The organism is Anaerococcus sp. HMSC065G05, assembly GCF_001812365.1.
Classification (GTDB): Bacteria; Bacillota; Clostridia; order Tissierellales; family Peptoniphilaceae; genus Anaerococcus; species Anaerococcus vaginalis.
Window position 1 is genome coordinate 140,426 of sequence record NZ_KV808723.1, and the last position, 14,219, is coordinate 154,644.

The 14,219-nt window shown below is 30.6% G+C and carries 13 protein-coding genes; 12 read left to right on the plus strand and 1 reads right to left on the minus strand.

Annotation, left to right across the window (positions count from 1 at the left end):
* From fdhF to HMPREF2852_RS08080, 9 genes are read left to right on the plus strand one after another with little or no spacing between them, the layout of a single operon-like run.
* Entirely contained in the window at window positions 1-2,697 is a 2,697-nt protein-coding gene (gene fdhF, locus HMPREF2852_RS08040) for a formate dehydrogenase subunit alpha (protein ID WP_070607464.1), read from the plus strand.
* Complete coding sequence (locus tag HMPREF2852_RS08045; RefSeq protein WP_070607467.1) at window positions 2,690-3,190, plus strand: ferritin family protein; 501 nt, start codon at window positions 2,690-2,692, stop codon at window positions 3,188-3,190. Before fdhF ends, HMPREF2852_RS08045 begins: the two co-directional genes overlap by 8 nt.
* Complete coding sequence (locus tag HMPREF2852_RS08050) at window positions 3,190-3,810, plus strand: molybdenum cofactor guanylyltransferase (protein ID WP_070607470.1); 621 nt, start codon at window positions 3,190-3,192, stop codon at window positions 3,808-3,810. The genes HMPREF2852_RS08045 and HMPREF2852_RS08050 overlap by 1 nt, the downstream gene beginning before the upstream one ends.
* Window positions 3,797-4,495: a formate dehydrogenase accessory sulfurtransferase FdhD gene (locus tag HMPREF2852_RS08055; RefSeq protein WP_070607473.1), complete on the plus strand. Its 699-nt coding sequence runs from the start codon at window positions 3,797-3,799 to the stop codon at window positions 4,493-4,495. The genes HMPREF2852_RS08050 and HMPREF2852_RS08055 overlap by 14 nt, the downstream gene beginning before the upstream one ends.
* Before the next feature lie 7 nt (window positions 4,496-4,502).
* Entirely contained in the window at window positions 4,503-5,720 is a 1,218-nt protein-coding gene (locus HMPREF2852_RS08060; protein WP_070607476.1) for a molybdopterin molybdotransferase MoeA, read from the plus strand.
* A complete protein-coding gene (locus tag HMPREF2852_RS08065; RefSeq protein WP_070607479.1) occupies window positions 5,717-7,612 on the plus strand; it encodes a molybdopterin biosynthesis protein in 1,896 nt (631 codons plus the stop codon). The genes HMPREF2852_RS08060 and HMPREF2852_RS08065 overlap by 4 nt, the downstream gene beginning before the upstream one ends.
* A gap of 9 nt (window positions 7,613-7,621) precedes the next feature.
* Window positions 7,622-8,521, plus strand: coding sequence for an ABC transporter substrate-binding protein (locus HMPREF2852_RS08070; RefSeq protein ID WP_070607482.1), 900 nt, complete (start codon window positions 7,622-7,624; stop codon window positions 8,519-8,521).
* Between the two features lies 1 nt (window position 8,522).
* Window positions 8,523-9,185 (plus strand): ABC transporter permease, encoded by a 663-nt coding sequence (locus tag HMPREF2852_RS08075; RefSeq protein WP_070607485.1) that lies wholly within the window; start codon window positions 8,523-8,525, stop codon window positions 9,183-9,185.
* Window positions 9,157-9,738, plus strand: a complete 582-nt coding sequence (locus HMPREF2852_RS08080; RefSeq protein ID WP_257244390.1) for an ATP-binding cassette domain-containing protein — start codon at window positions 9,157-9,159, stop codon at window positions 9,736-9,738. The genes HMPREF2852_RS08075 and HMPREF2852_RS08080 overlap by 29 nt, the downstream gene beginning before the upstream one ends.
* Here the strand turns inward: HMPREF2852_RS08080 and HMPREF2852_RS08085 are convergent.
* On the minus strand, window positions 9,730-10,896 hold the full coding sequence (locus tag HMPREF2852_RS08085) for an aldehyde ferredoxin oxidoreductase N-terminal domain-containing protein (RefSeq protein WP_083306984.1): 1,167 nt from the start codon (window positions 10,894-10,896) through the stop codon (window positions 9,730-9,732). The genes HMPREF2852_RS08080 and HMPREF2852_RS08085 overlap by 9 nt on opposite strands.
* Before the next feature lie 193 nt (window positions 10,897-11,089).
* On the opposite strand from HMPREF2852_RS08085, the gene rpsL reads away from it, so the two are divergent.
* The 3 genes from rpsL (at window position 11,090) to fusA (ending at window position 14,193) form a co-directional block, all read left to right on the plus strand.
* Window positions 11,090-11,500: a 30S ribosomal protein S12 gene (rpsL, locus tag HMPREF2852_RS08090; RefSeq protein WP_004838162.1), complete on the plus strand. Its 411-nt coding sequence runs from the start codon at window positions 11,090-11,092 to the stop codon at window positions 11,498-11,500.
* A 138-nt stretch (window positions 11,501-11,638) separates the two neighbouring features.
* Window positions 11,639-12,109, plus strand: a complete 471-nt coding sequence (rpsG, locus tag HMPREF2852_RS08095; protein ID WP_004818603.1) for a 30S ribosomal protein S7 — start codon at window positions 11,639-11,641, stop codon at window positions 12,107-12,109.
* A gap of 8 nt (window positions 12,110-12,117) precedes the next feature.
* On the plus strand, window positions 12,118-14,193 hold the full coding sequence (fusA, locus tag HMPREF2852_RS08100) for an elongation factor G (protein WP_070607493.1): 2,076 nt from the start codon (window positions 12,118-12,120) through the stop codon (window positions 14,191-14,193).
* Window positions 14,194-14,219: the final 26 nt, after the last annotated feature.

Sequence of the window (14,219 nt, forward strand, 5' to 3'; positions counted from 1 at the left end):
ATGAAAGTCATAATTAATGATTTTGAATATAATCTTGATACTCCTAAGACTATTCTTGAATTTTGTAAGGAAATTGGCATAGAAATTCCGACCCTTTGTAAGGATGAAAGACTTTTGCCAAATGGAGCTTGTAGACTTTGTATTGTTGAAATCGAAGGATATAAAACTCCAGTTACGGCTTGTTTACAAAAATTAAAAGATGGGGTGAAAATTTATACTCACAGTGAAAAAATAATGAAAATGAGAAGAGAAATTTTGGATTTATTATTTTCAAACCATCCAAATGATTGCCTATCTTGTGATAAGTCTGGAAAATGTAAATTACAAAATTATTGCTATGAGTATGGAATAAGTGAGGGATCTTTTAAAAGAGAGATAAAAGATTTACCAATTGATTTTTCAAATAAATTTTATTCTTACGATCCTAATAAGTGTATAAAATGTGGGATTTGTGTAAGTGTGTGCAATAATCTCCAAAATAGCCATGCCATAAGTTTTGTCGACAGAGGATTTGATACATATATTGGAACCCCTATGGATAAGGGACTTGGTTTTTCAGATTGTGTTTCTTGTGGAAATTGTGTTTCAGCTTGTCCAGTTGGAGCCTTAAATCCTAAGAAAAAATACGCAGAAGATAAGTTTAGGTATTGGGAAACTCGTAAAGTTCAAACAACTTGTTCATATTGTGGTGTAGGTTGCCAAATAAATTTACTTATAAAAGGAAATAGGATTGTTGAAGTTGAACCAATTAATACAATTCCAAATGATGGGCTTTTGTGTGTAAAGGGAAAATTTGCCCACAAATTTGTAAACCATCCTGATAGACTTACAAAACCTCTTATTAGAAAAAAGGGAAAATTAGTTGAAGCATCTTGGCAAGAAGCCTACAGATTAATAAAAGAAAAATATGATGAAACAATGGAGAAAAAAGGTCCAGATGGATTTGGAGGATTTTCTTCAGCAAGATGTACAAACGAGGAAAATTATTTATTCCAAAAATTTGTAAGGACGGTTTTTAAAACAAATAATGTAGACCACTGTGCTCGTCTTTGCCACGCATCAACCGTAGCAGGTCTTGCAAATACTCTTGGAAGTGGAGCGATGACAAACAGTATTTCAGAAATTGAAGGAACTGATGCCTTTATAATAATTGGAACAAATACAACAGAAAACCACCCAGTTATTGGGACCAAAATCAAAAAAAGAGTAAAAGAAGGCGCAAAACTTATAGTTATAGATCCTAGGGAAATTGAACTTGCAGATTATGCAGATATTTATTTACAAATAAAACCTGGAACTAATATTGCAGTTTTAAACGGTCTTATGCATATAATTTTAAAAGAAAATCTTCATGATATGGATTATATAAATGAAAGATGCGAGGGCTTTGAAGAATTTAGAAAAACTGTAGAAAAATATACACCAGACCTTGTTGCAAAAATTTGCCATATAAACAAAGATGATCTTATAAAAGCTGCAAGAATGTATGCAAAAGCAAACAAAGGTGCTTTATATTATTCAATGGGAATAACCCAACATTCATCAGGAACAAATGGTGTAAGATCAACTTCAAATCTACAAATGCTTACAGGAAATGTTGGTTTTGAATCTACAGGAATAAATCCTTTAAGAGGACAAAATAACGTTCAAGGTGCTTGTGATATGGGAGCACTTCCTACAGATTATACAGGATATCAAAAAGTATTTATCGATCCTGTAAGAGAGAGAATGGGAGAATTTTGGAAAAGAGATCTTCCAGATAAAAAAGGCCTAACAATTACAGAGATGATGGATGCAGCAAACAAAGGAGATCTTTCATTTTTATATATAATGGGAGAAAATCCTATGATTTCAGATCCTGACCAAAATCATATAAGAGAAGCCTTGAAAAAATTAGATTTTCTACTTGTTCAAGATATTTTCTTATCTGAAACTGCAGAATTTGCTGATGTAGTTTTACCAGCAGCATCATTTGCAGAAAAAGACGGAACTTTTACCAATACAGAAAGAAGAATTCAAAGAATCAATAAGGCAATTGATCCAATTGGAGATTCCAAAGCTGACTGGCAAATTTTGATGGAAATTTCTACACTTTTGGGATATGAAGAATACTATGCAGATCCTAGTGAAATTATGGATGAAATTGCAGGATGTACTCCTTCATACGGTGGAATTTCTTACAAAAGACTTAGAAAAGAATCTCTTCAATGGCCTTGCACAAACAAAGACCACCCTGGAACAAAATATTTACACAAAAATACAATGGCAAGGGGCAAGGGACTTTTTGTACCAATAGATTATGAAGAAAGCAAGGAACTTCCAGATGAAAAATATCCATTGATTCTTACAACTGGAAGAATGCTTTACCAATATCATACAAGAACTATGACAGGAAAAATTGAAGGATTAAGTGAAATTGCAGGAAAATCTTATATAGAAATTTCCCCACAAACTGCAAAAATTTATAATATAAAAAATGGTGAAAAAATTAAAGTTTCATCAAGACGTGGAAGTGTAGAATCTTATGCGAAAGTGACGGAAAAAATAAATCCAGGAGTTGTATTTATGCCTTTCCATTATGTTGATGGACCAGCAAATAGGCTTACAAATCCAACCCTTGATCCAATTGCAAAAATTCCTGAGCTTAAAGTTGCAAGTGTTATGATTGAAAAAATAGAAAGGGGATCTTATGTATGATCCAATAAAAATAATTAGCCTTGCCATGGAAATGGAACTTTATGGGCACAATTTTTATAAAGATAATGCAGAAAAAAGTCAAAATCTACAAACCCAAGCAGTTTTTAAAAAATTATCAAAAATTGAGTGGGGTCATTATGAATATCTAAAAAATCTTCTTTCCAAATACAAAGGAGAAGATGTTGATGAAAAAGATTTGACTTTGCCAAAAGACAATGCGGAAGAATTTTTTGACCAAAGAAAAGAAAGTGAAAATTTGGACCAAAATTTGGAACAATCCATGATTCCTGATATGAATGTTTTAAGAATGGCATATCTTATCGAAGAAGATTTTAGGGATTATTATAAATCTATGGCAAAAAAAGTTGATGATGGAGAATTAAAAGAAATTTTGGAGAATTTTTCTAGTTGGGAAGATGAACACGCAAATATTTTCAAAAAAGAATATGATAAGTTGATGGACCAATATATGAACATTAGCTGGGGTGGCTGATGGGAAATAAAAAAATGACGGCTCTCCTTCTTTGCGGAGGAAAAAGTACAAGGATGGGAGTTAATAAACAAAAGTTATCCTATAATGGTGTCTATTTGATTGACACCATTATAGAAAACTTGGCAAAAAATTTTGATCAAATCATTATTTTGTCAAATGAAAAAGACTTTTTTGAAAATAGGTATAAAAATTATAAAAATGATATACTAATAAAAGAAGATATAATAAAAAATATTGGCCCCTGTGCAGGATTGTATAGTGGCCTTATTTATGCAAAAAATGAGGATAATTTTCTAATTGCCTGCGACATGCCTTATTTTAATCAAGCTTACATTGATTTTTTGAAGGAAAAATCCTATGAAAAAATTTTGGCCTACAAAAATGAAAAATATTTTGAGCCATTTTTTGCCCTTTATAAAAAAGAATTGGCAAAAGATTTGGAAAAATATATAAAAAAGGGCGGACGCAGTTTGAATGGATTTTTAAGAGAAATTTCTCCCACTGTGATAAAAAAAGAGGAAATAAAAGATATTAAAAATGTAGAGAAAATTTTTAGAAATTTAAATTATCCTGATGATTGGAAAAAATTTATAGAAGAGAGTAAAAATGAATTCAGTTAAAAAATACCAAATTGAAAAAATTGGAAAGGTCAAGGACCTAAACTTGATGGATGAGGTAATTGTTGAATATCCTTTAGAAATTTATGTAAATGGGGAAAAATTTACAAGACTAACATGCACTCCAGTTGAAATAGAAAATCTTGTCATAGGTCATCTTTATAGCGAAAATATTATTAATTCAATGAGTGACATTAAAAATTTAAAAATAGAAGAGAACAAAGCCTATGTTGATTTAGATAAAGAAAAATCTAAAAATAAGATAAGTGAGATTAAAAATCAAACAATTGATAGGGAAAAACTTTTTGAATTTTCCAAAAGATTTCAAAATGAGTCTGAGATTTTTAAAAGAACTGGAGGAGCTCATTCTTGTGCCCTTGTAAAAAATTATGAGATTATAAAATTTGAAGAAGATGTTTCAAGAAGTAATGCCGTTGATAAATTAATTGGCTATATTTTAAAAAATGATCTTGACCTATCTGATAAATTTATTTTTACATCTTGTAGGATTAGTGAAATAATTTTGGAAAAAATTTCAAATATAGGTTTTAACCTTCTTATTTCCCAGTCATGCCCAACAAGTTTTGCAGTTGATTTGGCAATGGAGAAAAATATAAATTTGATAGGTTTTGCAAGAGGCGAGAGATTTAACATTTATAAAAAAAATGAAAATCTTTCGATAATATGAGGTTGGTATGGATTTATTAGATGTTGTAAAAATTGATGAGGCGATTGACTTACAAGTTTCTTTGATGGAAAAAATTGGATATAAGAAAAAAATCCAAATGAAAACTTGCCATTCTTTGGGCTATATTTTGGCTAAGGACTTGATTTCAAAAGATGATTTGCCATGTTTTAAGAAAAGTACAATGGACGGTTATGCCATAAATTATAAGGATAGCCTAGGAGCGACTGATTCTATTCCTTCAATGTTAAAAGTTGTTGAAGAAATCCAAATGGGCCATATTCCCCAAAAAAAATTAAAAAGAGGTGAGGCCTCAAAAATTTATACTGGTGGTATGGTTCCAGAAGGAGCAGATGCGGTTTTACCCATAGAATATACAGAAATTTTGTCAAAAAAATTAATTTCAATCAGTAAGCCTGTGGTTTTTATGGAAAATATTATAGATATTGGCGATGATTCAAAAATTGGAGATATTTACGAAAAAGAAGGAAAAATCATAGATCCTGAAACTATAGCCATGGCTGCAAGCTTGGGCTATGAAAAAATTGAAGTTTATGAGAAATTAAAATGCAAAATTTTATCAACAGGAGATGAAATTATTCCAGTAAATGCAAAACTTGTGCCAGGGAAATCAAGAGATATTAATTCTTACATGCTTTATTCAATGTTGAAAAACATGGGGATTGATGTTCTTTCTATGAAACATTTACAAGATGATAAAGATCTTATAAAAAAAGAGCTTGAAGAAGATTTGGATTTGATAATAATTTCTGGTTCATCATCAAAGGGAAACAAGGATTTTGTTCCAGAAATTTCAAAAAAGTTAAATCCTGGAATGATTTATCACGGAATTTCCATAAAACCTGGAAAGCCGACAAGTTTAAGTCAAAACAACAATACAATGATTTTGGGACTTCCTGGAAATCCCATTAGTGCCTATGCAGTTTTTAGGACGATTTTTGAAAAAGCCTATGAAAAATATTTTAAAATTGATGAAAATTTAAAAATAAAATGCAAAATTAAAAGAAATATTGCAAATACTTCAGCAAAAACCATGATTTGTCTTGTAGAAATTAAAAAAGAAGGAGACGAGCTTGTGGCAAGTCCTATTTTTGGATTTTCCAACAATATTTCCCTACTAAAAAAAGCCAAGGGTTATATTGTGATTGATGAGTACGTTGAAGGAATAAAAGAAAATGAAAAAGTGTGGGTGAATCTTATTAGATGAGAAATATTTATTTAGATACAAAAGAATTAGAAGAGGCAATAGAGATTTTCCACGAAAATATTGGGGAATTTTATGCAGATGAAAAAAGTGAAATAATAGATTCTAAGGATGCCTTTGGAAGAGTTTCAAAAAATGCAATTTTTGCAAAATATTCATCTCCAGCCTACCATTCATCAGCTATGGATGGGGTAATGGTAAAAAGTGAGATGACAATACTTGCAAGAGAAAATAAACCCTTGTTTTTAAAAAATGAAGATTTTATTTATTGCAATACGGGTTCCGCCTTAATAAAACCTTATGATGCAGTAATAATGATAGAAGATGTGGAAATTCAAGAAGATGGAATTGTAATTTTAAAACCTGTAAATGCTTGGGAAAATATAAGAATTCAAGGAGAAGATGTAATCGAAAAAGATTTAATTTTTACATCTTACCACAAATTTAGGTCGGTTGATCTTTCAGTTTTAATTTCTGCAGGAATAAATGAAGTTGAAGTTTTAAAAAAGCCAGTAATTGGAATTATTCCATCTGGAAACGAAATAATTGATAACAAAGAAGACTTGGTTAAAGGAAAAATTATCGAATCAAATTCTTCAATGTTAAAATCTATGGCAAAAGAGTGTGGCTTTGAAACAATAATTTATCCCATTGTAAAAGATGAAAAAGCACAAATTAAAAAGGCTCTAGAAAAGGCTCAAAAAGAAAGTGATTTTGTAACATTAATTGCAGGAACTTCAGCGGGAAGCAAGGATTATACAAGAGAAATTGTGGAAGAAATTGGAGAAGTTTTTGTCCACGGACTTTCAATAAAACCAGGAAAGCCTGCAATTCTTGGGAAAATTTCCCAAACTCCCTTTGTAGGACTTCCAGGCTATCCCGTTTCAACTCACATAGTTTTTGATAAAATTGTTCTTCCTACTCTTCTTAAAAAAATGAGAATTATTTCAGATGATAAAATAAAAATTAAGGCAAAACTTACCAAACCTGTTATTTCTTCATTAAAAAACAGGGAATACATTAGGGTTAAAATTGGCTTAGTTGATGGAGAAATTATTGTAACACCTCTTGATAGGAAGGCTGGATCCCTTTTTTCTTTATCAGAATCAGACGGCTATTTAATTATTGATAGAAATATTGAAGGCTATAATAGGGGAGATTTGGTAGAAGTCACTCTTCATAGGCCAATTCCAAAAAAAGTTTTTGAAAACAGGATAGTTTCAATTGGATCTCATGATATAGTTTTGGATATTTTAAATGATTTATTTGCAAAAGATAATAAGCTTACAAGAATTTCCTCATCTCACGTTGGTTCTTTGGCAGGTCTTAAGGCCCTAAGCCAAGGCGATTGTATGCTTGCTCCATCACATTTACTTGATCAAAATGGAACTTATAATAATGAGGCCATTGACTTATTTTTTGAAAAAGACGAAGTTTCAAAAATAAATGTGGTTGGTCGTAGGCAGGGGATATTTGTTCAAAAAAATAATCCATTAAAAATAAAAAAAATTGAAGATCTTCTTGATAAAAAAATGGTCAACAGGCAAAGAGGAGCAGGGACTCGTTTGCTGTTTGACTATTTGTTAAAAAAGAAAAATATTGATCCAGAAATCATAAATGGCTACGATAACGAGGTGACTACTCACTTGTCAGCTGCCCTTGCAGTAAAAAATGGAGATTGTGATTTTTCAATTGGAGTTGAATCGGCAGCCATAAAAATGGATATAGATTTTATTTACCTAAAAGATGAAGAATATCAATTTATAATAAAAAAAGAAAATTTAAAACTTGAATCTATCAAGGACTTGGTTGAAGTTTTAAAATCAGATGAATTCAAAAATAAAATGGAAGATTTAGGTGGGTATAATACTAAAGATAGTGGAAATATTTTATAGGAGGATAATATGAAAATTAAAAAATTACATTTATTGGCACTTACTTTGTTATTTGGACTAACAGGATGTGGAAAAAATACAAAAGAAATAAAAACAGATTCCAATGTAAATTCTACAAGTAATGAAATTGTGGAAAGCTCAAACGAAAATACAAGCGAAGAAAAAATTGTAAAGCTTACAACAACAACTTCAGTCAATGATTCAGGACTAATGGATTATTTAAGAGATGATTTGAAAAAAGACACAGGACTTGACATGGAAATTGTTTCAAAAGGAACAGGAGCTGCAATCGAAGATGCAAAGGCAGGAAATGCTGATGTAATTTTGGTTCACTCAAAAGATGCAGAAGAAAAATTTATTGAAGAAGGATATGGACTTGAAAGAAAATCTTTTATGCACAATTTCTTTGTAATAGTTGGACCAAAGGGTGATCCAGCAGGAATAAAAGGAAAAGATGCAGAAGAAGCCTTCAAATTAATAAATGAAAAGGGCGAAAAATTTGTATCAAGAGGAGATGAGTCAGGAACTCACAACAAAGAATTAAAAATTTGGGAAAAAGCAGGCGTTGATGTTGACGAATTATCAAAAAAAGATAACTACAACTCACTTGGAGATGGAATGGGAGCAACCTTAACATTTGCATCAGAAAATAACGCCTATACTTTAACAGATTTATCAACATTTTTAACCATGGAAAATGATTTGGATTTAGAAGTTTTAGTTGACCAATCAGATGCTCTTAAAAATGTTTATTCAATTATTATAGTAAATCCTGACAAAGTAAAAGGCACAAACCCAGAAGTAGCTAAGAAATTCCAAGATTGGATGCTATCAGATAAGGCAAAAAAATTAATTAGTGAATACGGAAAAGAGGAATATGGTCAACAACTTTTCTTTTTAGGAGAATAGGATGAATGAAATTTATTCCATAGTTTTATTGACCTTAAAAATTTGTATAATTTCAACGATAATATCTGGAATTTTTGCGATTTTTTTGGCCTTTTACCTTGGATTAAATGAAAATAAATTTATAAAAATTTTAAAAATTCTTATCAATGCTTTCACATCTTTGCCACCAGTAATAGCGGGAGTTTTTGTATATATTTTATTTTCAAAAAATGGAATATTTGGAAAACTTTCTTGGCTTTATACGCAAAAAGTTATAATAATTGCCCAAATTCTCATAGTAACACCAATAATTTGTGCAAATATATATCCAGCAGTAGAAGAAATTAGAAATTCATTTGTAGAAACTTGCTTAGGACTTGGAATTTCAAAATTCAAAATGTATAGGCAGTTGCTAAAAGAAAGCACCTATTCGCTTTCTTCGGCGCTTATAACAGGATTTGGTAGAGCTATATCAGAAGTAGGAGCTGTAATGATTGTAGGAGGAAATATAAGATATAAAACTAGGGTTTTGACATCCGCAATAGTTCTTGAAAATAATAAGGGAAACTATTCTATGAGTATAAAACTTGGAATTATTCTTATGCTAATTTCCTTTGGAATTTCTATTTTTGCAATGATTTTTTCTAGGAGAAATGATGATAAAAATAAAAAACGTACAAGCTGAAATTTATGAAAAATTATTATTTCACATAGAAGATTTCACTTTCTATGATGGAAAAAAATATATTTTAACTGGAGAAAATGGAGCGGGCAAATCGACATTATTAAAGTCTTTTATTGGAATAAATACCTTTGTAAAAGGAAGTATTGAAAATGATAAAAATATAGTTTATCAAGCTCAAAATCCCTTTATTTTCAAAAAAACTCCAAGAGATAATTTTAAAATAATAGGAAAAAATATTGAAAATATAAAAAAAGACTTGGAATTTTTTGCAATAGAAAATTTATTAGACCAAAATATAGACAGCTTATCAGGAGGAGAAAAAGAAAAAGTAGTTTTTTTAAGGACTATGTTAAAAGCAAATCAGACCTTGCTACTAGATGAACCCTTTTCTCAAATGGATAAAAAATCAAGGATTGATGCAAATATATTTTTGGATAAGTGGCTAAAAGAAAAAGAAGATAGGATGATAATTATAATAAGTCATGATAATTTAGACGATTATAGCTTTGACTATCACATAGAATTAAAAAATAAGCAGCTTAAATTAATTTAAGCTGCTTTCTAATTTTCCGATTTCTTTTATTAAATTTTTAACATCATCAATGCTGTAATTTAAATTTGAAAGTTCATTTATGGTATTTACAATATTTGATAAATCTTTTGGGTTTGTAGCAAACAAACACATTCCTGCCGAATCAATTATTTTTAGATAATCCTTAGGAATATTTTTTCTTTTTTTATCTGATAAAGATTTTATTTTATATTTCTTCTCTAAATATTTCCTACCACAAGCCAAATCACTATAAATTTCATCTTTTTTATCACTTACGATTTTTTTTGTAATATTATCCAATTGGTCGATATTTAAATTTTCGAATTTGTAAATATGGTTTAAATATTTATATGAAAATTCTATGCTTTTTGATAAGCCATAAATATCAATTCCATACTCATCAAGTCTAGTTTTTATTTTATTTAATTTTTCTAAATCGTAATCATTATAAGAATTTTTAATTGAAAAAAGATTTTCTTTTTCGTGAGATTTTTTATCAAAACAACCCAAAATACATCCATCACATTGTCTATTGAGATTGTTTTTAAAAATTGATGGGATATTTATCTTTCTTAAATTATTTTTTTTAACTGAAATGGAAATTACATTTTTTTCATACAAAAGATTTGAAAGATTTTTTGAACAACCACGATATTTATCTTCAACAAGTCTTGCCAAATTATCTTTTTTTATAGTTGAATTTGTAATATAAATAGAAGATGAATTATCTCCATATTTTTTCCTTAAATAATTAAAAGTAGAAGAGTTTGAATAATTTTTATTAGAATTTTCATTAAATAAAATTTTATCTTTATCAATATAAATTTCCACAGGAAAATCAGACTTATTTAACAAAACAAGTCCATCATAAGAATTTGATTTAAGAAAATAAGAAAAATCTCCGCCCATATTTTTGTAGAAAATTTTACCAGAATTATTTTTTCCCATAATTATAAATTTAGAAATCGGATTTTTATATTCGATGATTGAAGATGTAAAAATCATCCAAGGATTTTTAAAATTTTTGTTTTTATTTAAAAAAAACAAAGAAAGAGCAAATCCTCCCATATAAAAATTCATATTTTTTTTATCAATATATTCAATTTCATATTTCTTTTTTTCTAGATCTAGCAATAATATTTTATAAAATTTTTCCATATCTTCCTCTTTTTGATTACATTGTACTATTTATAAAAAAATTTGTAAGAATTTAATTAAATCAAAAATAATTTAAATATCTAAAAGCCTTTAAATTACTTGACATATATATACTAAGAGTGTAAAATTAATAAGGATTGGCGTAAGGCCAATTTTTAAGATGATTAAAATTTAGAAAAAAAGGAGGTGCATTATGCCTACAATTAATCAACTTGTTAGAAAAGGTAGAAAAACTACTAAGGAAAAATCAGATACACCAGCTTTAGGTTATAACTTCAATACTCTTAAAAGAAGACAAACCAAATCTCAATCACCACAAAAACGTGGAGTTTGTACTTCAGTAAGAACAGTTACACCTAAAAAGCCTAACTCAGCTTTGAGAAAAATTGCCAGAGTAAGACTTACTAATGGTGCAGAAGTTCTTTCTTATATACCAGGAATCGGACACAATCTTCAAGAACACTCTGTTGTACTAATTAGAGGAGGAAGAGTAAAAGACCTTCCAGGTGTTAGATACCATATCATAAGAGGTACTCTTGATACAGCAGGAGTAGAAGGAAGAAAACAAGGTAGATCTAAATACGGAGCTAAAAAAGATAATTAGTAGTATTTAGATGTAGTGCATAATGTACTGAGATCAAAATAAAAGTATATGTGCACACGAACGGCTTTAAGGTCGTTTTTAAGGCCTTATGGTCGAGTACTAAAGATATTACTAAAATTGGTAAAGGAGGGAAGCAAAGTGTCAAGAAAAGGACATATACCAAAAAGAGAGGTAATGCCTGATGCAAAGTATAACGATAGAGTTGTAACAAAACTAATCAACAACGTTATGCTTGATGGTAAAAAAGGCGTTGCTACAAAAATAGTTTATGATGCTTTCGAAATAGTTGGAGAAACTTCAGGAAATGATCCATTAGAAGTATTCTACCAAGCTTTAGAAAATATTATGCCAACACTTGAAGTTAAAGCAAGAAGAATAGGTGGAGCTAACTACCAAGTACCTATGGAAGTTAGACCAGAAAGAAGACAAACTTTAGGTTTAAGATGGTTAGTTAATTTCTCAAGAGCACGTGGAGAAAAAACTATGGTAGAAAGATTATCTAAAGAAATTTTAGATGCATCAAACAATGCTGGTGCCAGCGTTAAACGTAAAGAAGAAATGCACAGAGCTGCAGAAGCTAATAAAGCTTTCGCACACTATAGATATTAGGGGGATCAATGTCAAGAGATGTCTCATTAAAAGCAACCAGAAATATTGGTATCATGGCGCATATCGATGCTGGTAAAACAACAGTAACAGAAAGAATGTTGTTTTATACAGGAAAGATATATAAAATCGGTGATACCCATGATGGTACAGCAGTAATGGATTCCATGGACCAAGAAAAAGAACGTGGAATCACAATTGGTTCTGCTGCTACAACATGTTACTGGAATGATCACAGAATAAACATCATAGACACACCAGGCCACGTTGACTTTACAGTTGAAGTAGAAAGATCTCTAAGAGTTCTTGATGGTGCTGTTGCACTTTTTGATGCGAAAAGTGGTGTAGAACCACAATCTGAAACAGTTTGGAGACAAGCTGACAAATATGACATTCCAAGATTTTGTTTCATAAATAAAATGGATGCTACAGGCGCTGACTTTTTCATGTCTGTAGATACAATAAAAGAAAAATTAAAAGCAAATGCAGTACCTATAGAAATTCCTATAGGAGCTGAGCAAGAATTTGAAGGTGTAGTTGACCTAGTAACAATGGAATCTGTAACATATAAAACAGAAGACTTAGGAGCTCACCCAATCAAAGGCGAAATTCCAGAAAATTTAAAAGAAAAAGCTGAAGAATATAGAGCAAATCTTTTAGAAGAATTATCAGAAATTGACGATACAATAATGATGAAATATCTAGAAGGTGAAGAAGTTTCTGAAGAAGAAATTAAAGCTGCTATAAGAAAGGGAACAATTGAAAAGAAAATTTTCCCATGTCTATGTGGTTCAGCATATAAAAATAAAGGTGTTCAAGCACTTCTTGATGCCATAGTTGATTACATGCCAAGCCCACTAGATATACCAGCAGTTCAAGGAACTGACCCTAAAGATGAAGAAAAAGTTCTTGAAAGAAAAGCTGGAGATAAAGAACCTTTAGCTGCCTTAGCATTTAAAGTAGTAACTGACCCTTATGTAGGTAAGTTAATTTATGCAAGAATCTATTCAGGAACAATTGAATCAGGTTCATACATCTACAATGCTACAAAAGGTAAGAAAGAAAGAGTAGGAAGAATCCTACAAATGCACTCAAACAAACAAGAAGAAATCGAAACAGGTTATTGTGGAGATATAGTAGCTCTTCTTGGACTTAAAAATACAACAACAGGAGATTCACTCTGCCTTCAAGATGACCAAATAATTCTTGAAAACATGGAATTCCCAGATCCAGTTATCTCAGTTGCTATTGAACCAAAAACAAGAGCAAGTCAAGATAAAATGGCAATAGGACTTCAAAAACTTGCAGAAGAAGACCCAACATTCGTTACAAAAACAGATGAAGAAACTGGACAAACAATAATTTCAGGAATGGGAGAATTACACCTTGAAATTATCGTTGATAGATTACTTCGTGAATTCAAAGTAGAAGCTAACATTGGTAACCCACAAGTAGCATACAGAGAATCTATTACACAACCTGCAGAAGCACAAGGTAAGTTTGTAAGACAATCCGGTGGTTCTGGTCAATACGGAGATGTTGTTCTTAGAATTATGCCAGGCGAAGAAGGAGCAGGAATCACATTCGAATCCAAAATCGTCGGAGGAGCAATTCCAAAAGAATACATCAAACCAGTTGAAGAAGGTGTTAGAGAAGCAGCTACTCAAGGTATCCTTGGTGGATATCCAATGGTTGATATGCACGTTGAAGTATTCGATGGTTCATACCACGAAGTAGATTCATCAGAAGTTGCCTTCCACGTAGCAGGATCTATGGCTCTTAAAAACGCAGTAGCAAAAGCTAAACCAATTTTACTTGAGCCAATGGAAAAAGTTGAAATTACTACACCAGATGAATATCTAGGAGATGTAATGGGAGATGTTTCATCAAGAAGAGGTAAGATTGATGGAATGAATCCAAAAGATGGAATTCATGTATTAAATGCTTTCATACCACTTTCAGAAATGTTTGGATATGCAACAGATCTAAGAAGTAAAACTCAAGGTAGAGCAACATATTCAATGCAATTTGATCATTACGCTCAAGTACCTGAAAGTGTAAAAGAAGAAGTATTAAATAAAAATTAGGAGGAAATAATGAGTAAAGCACAATT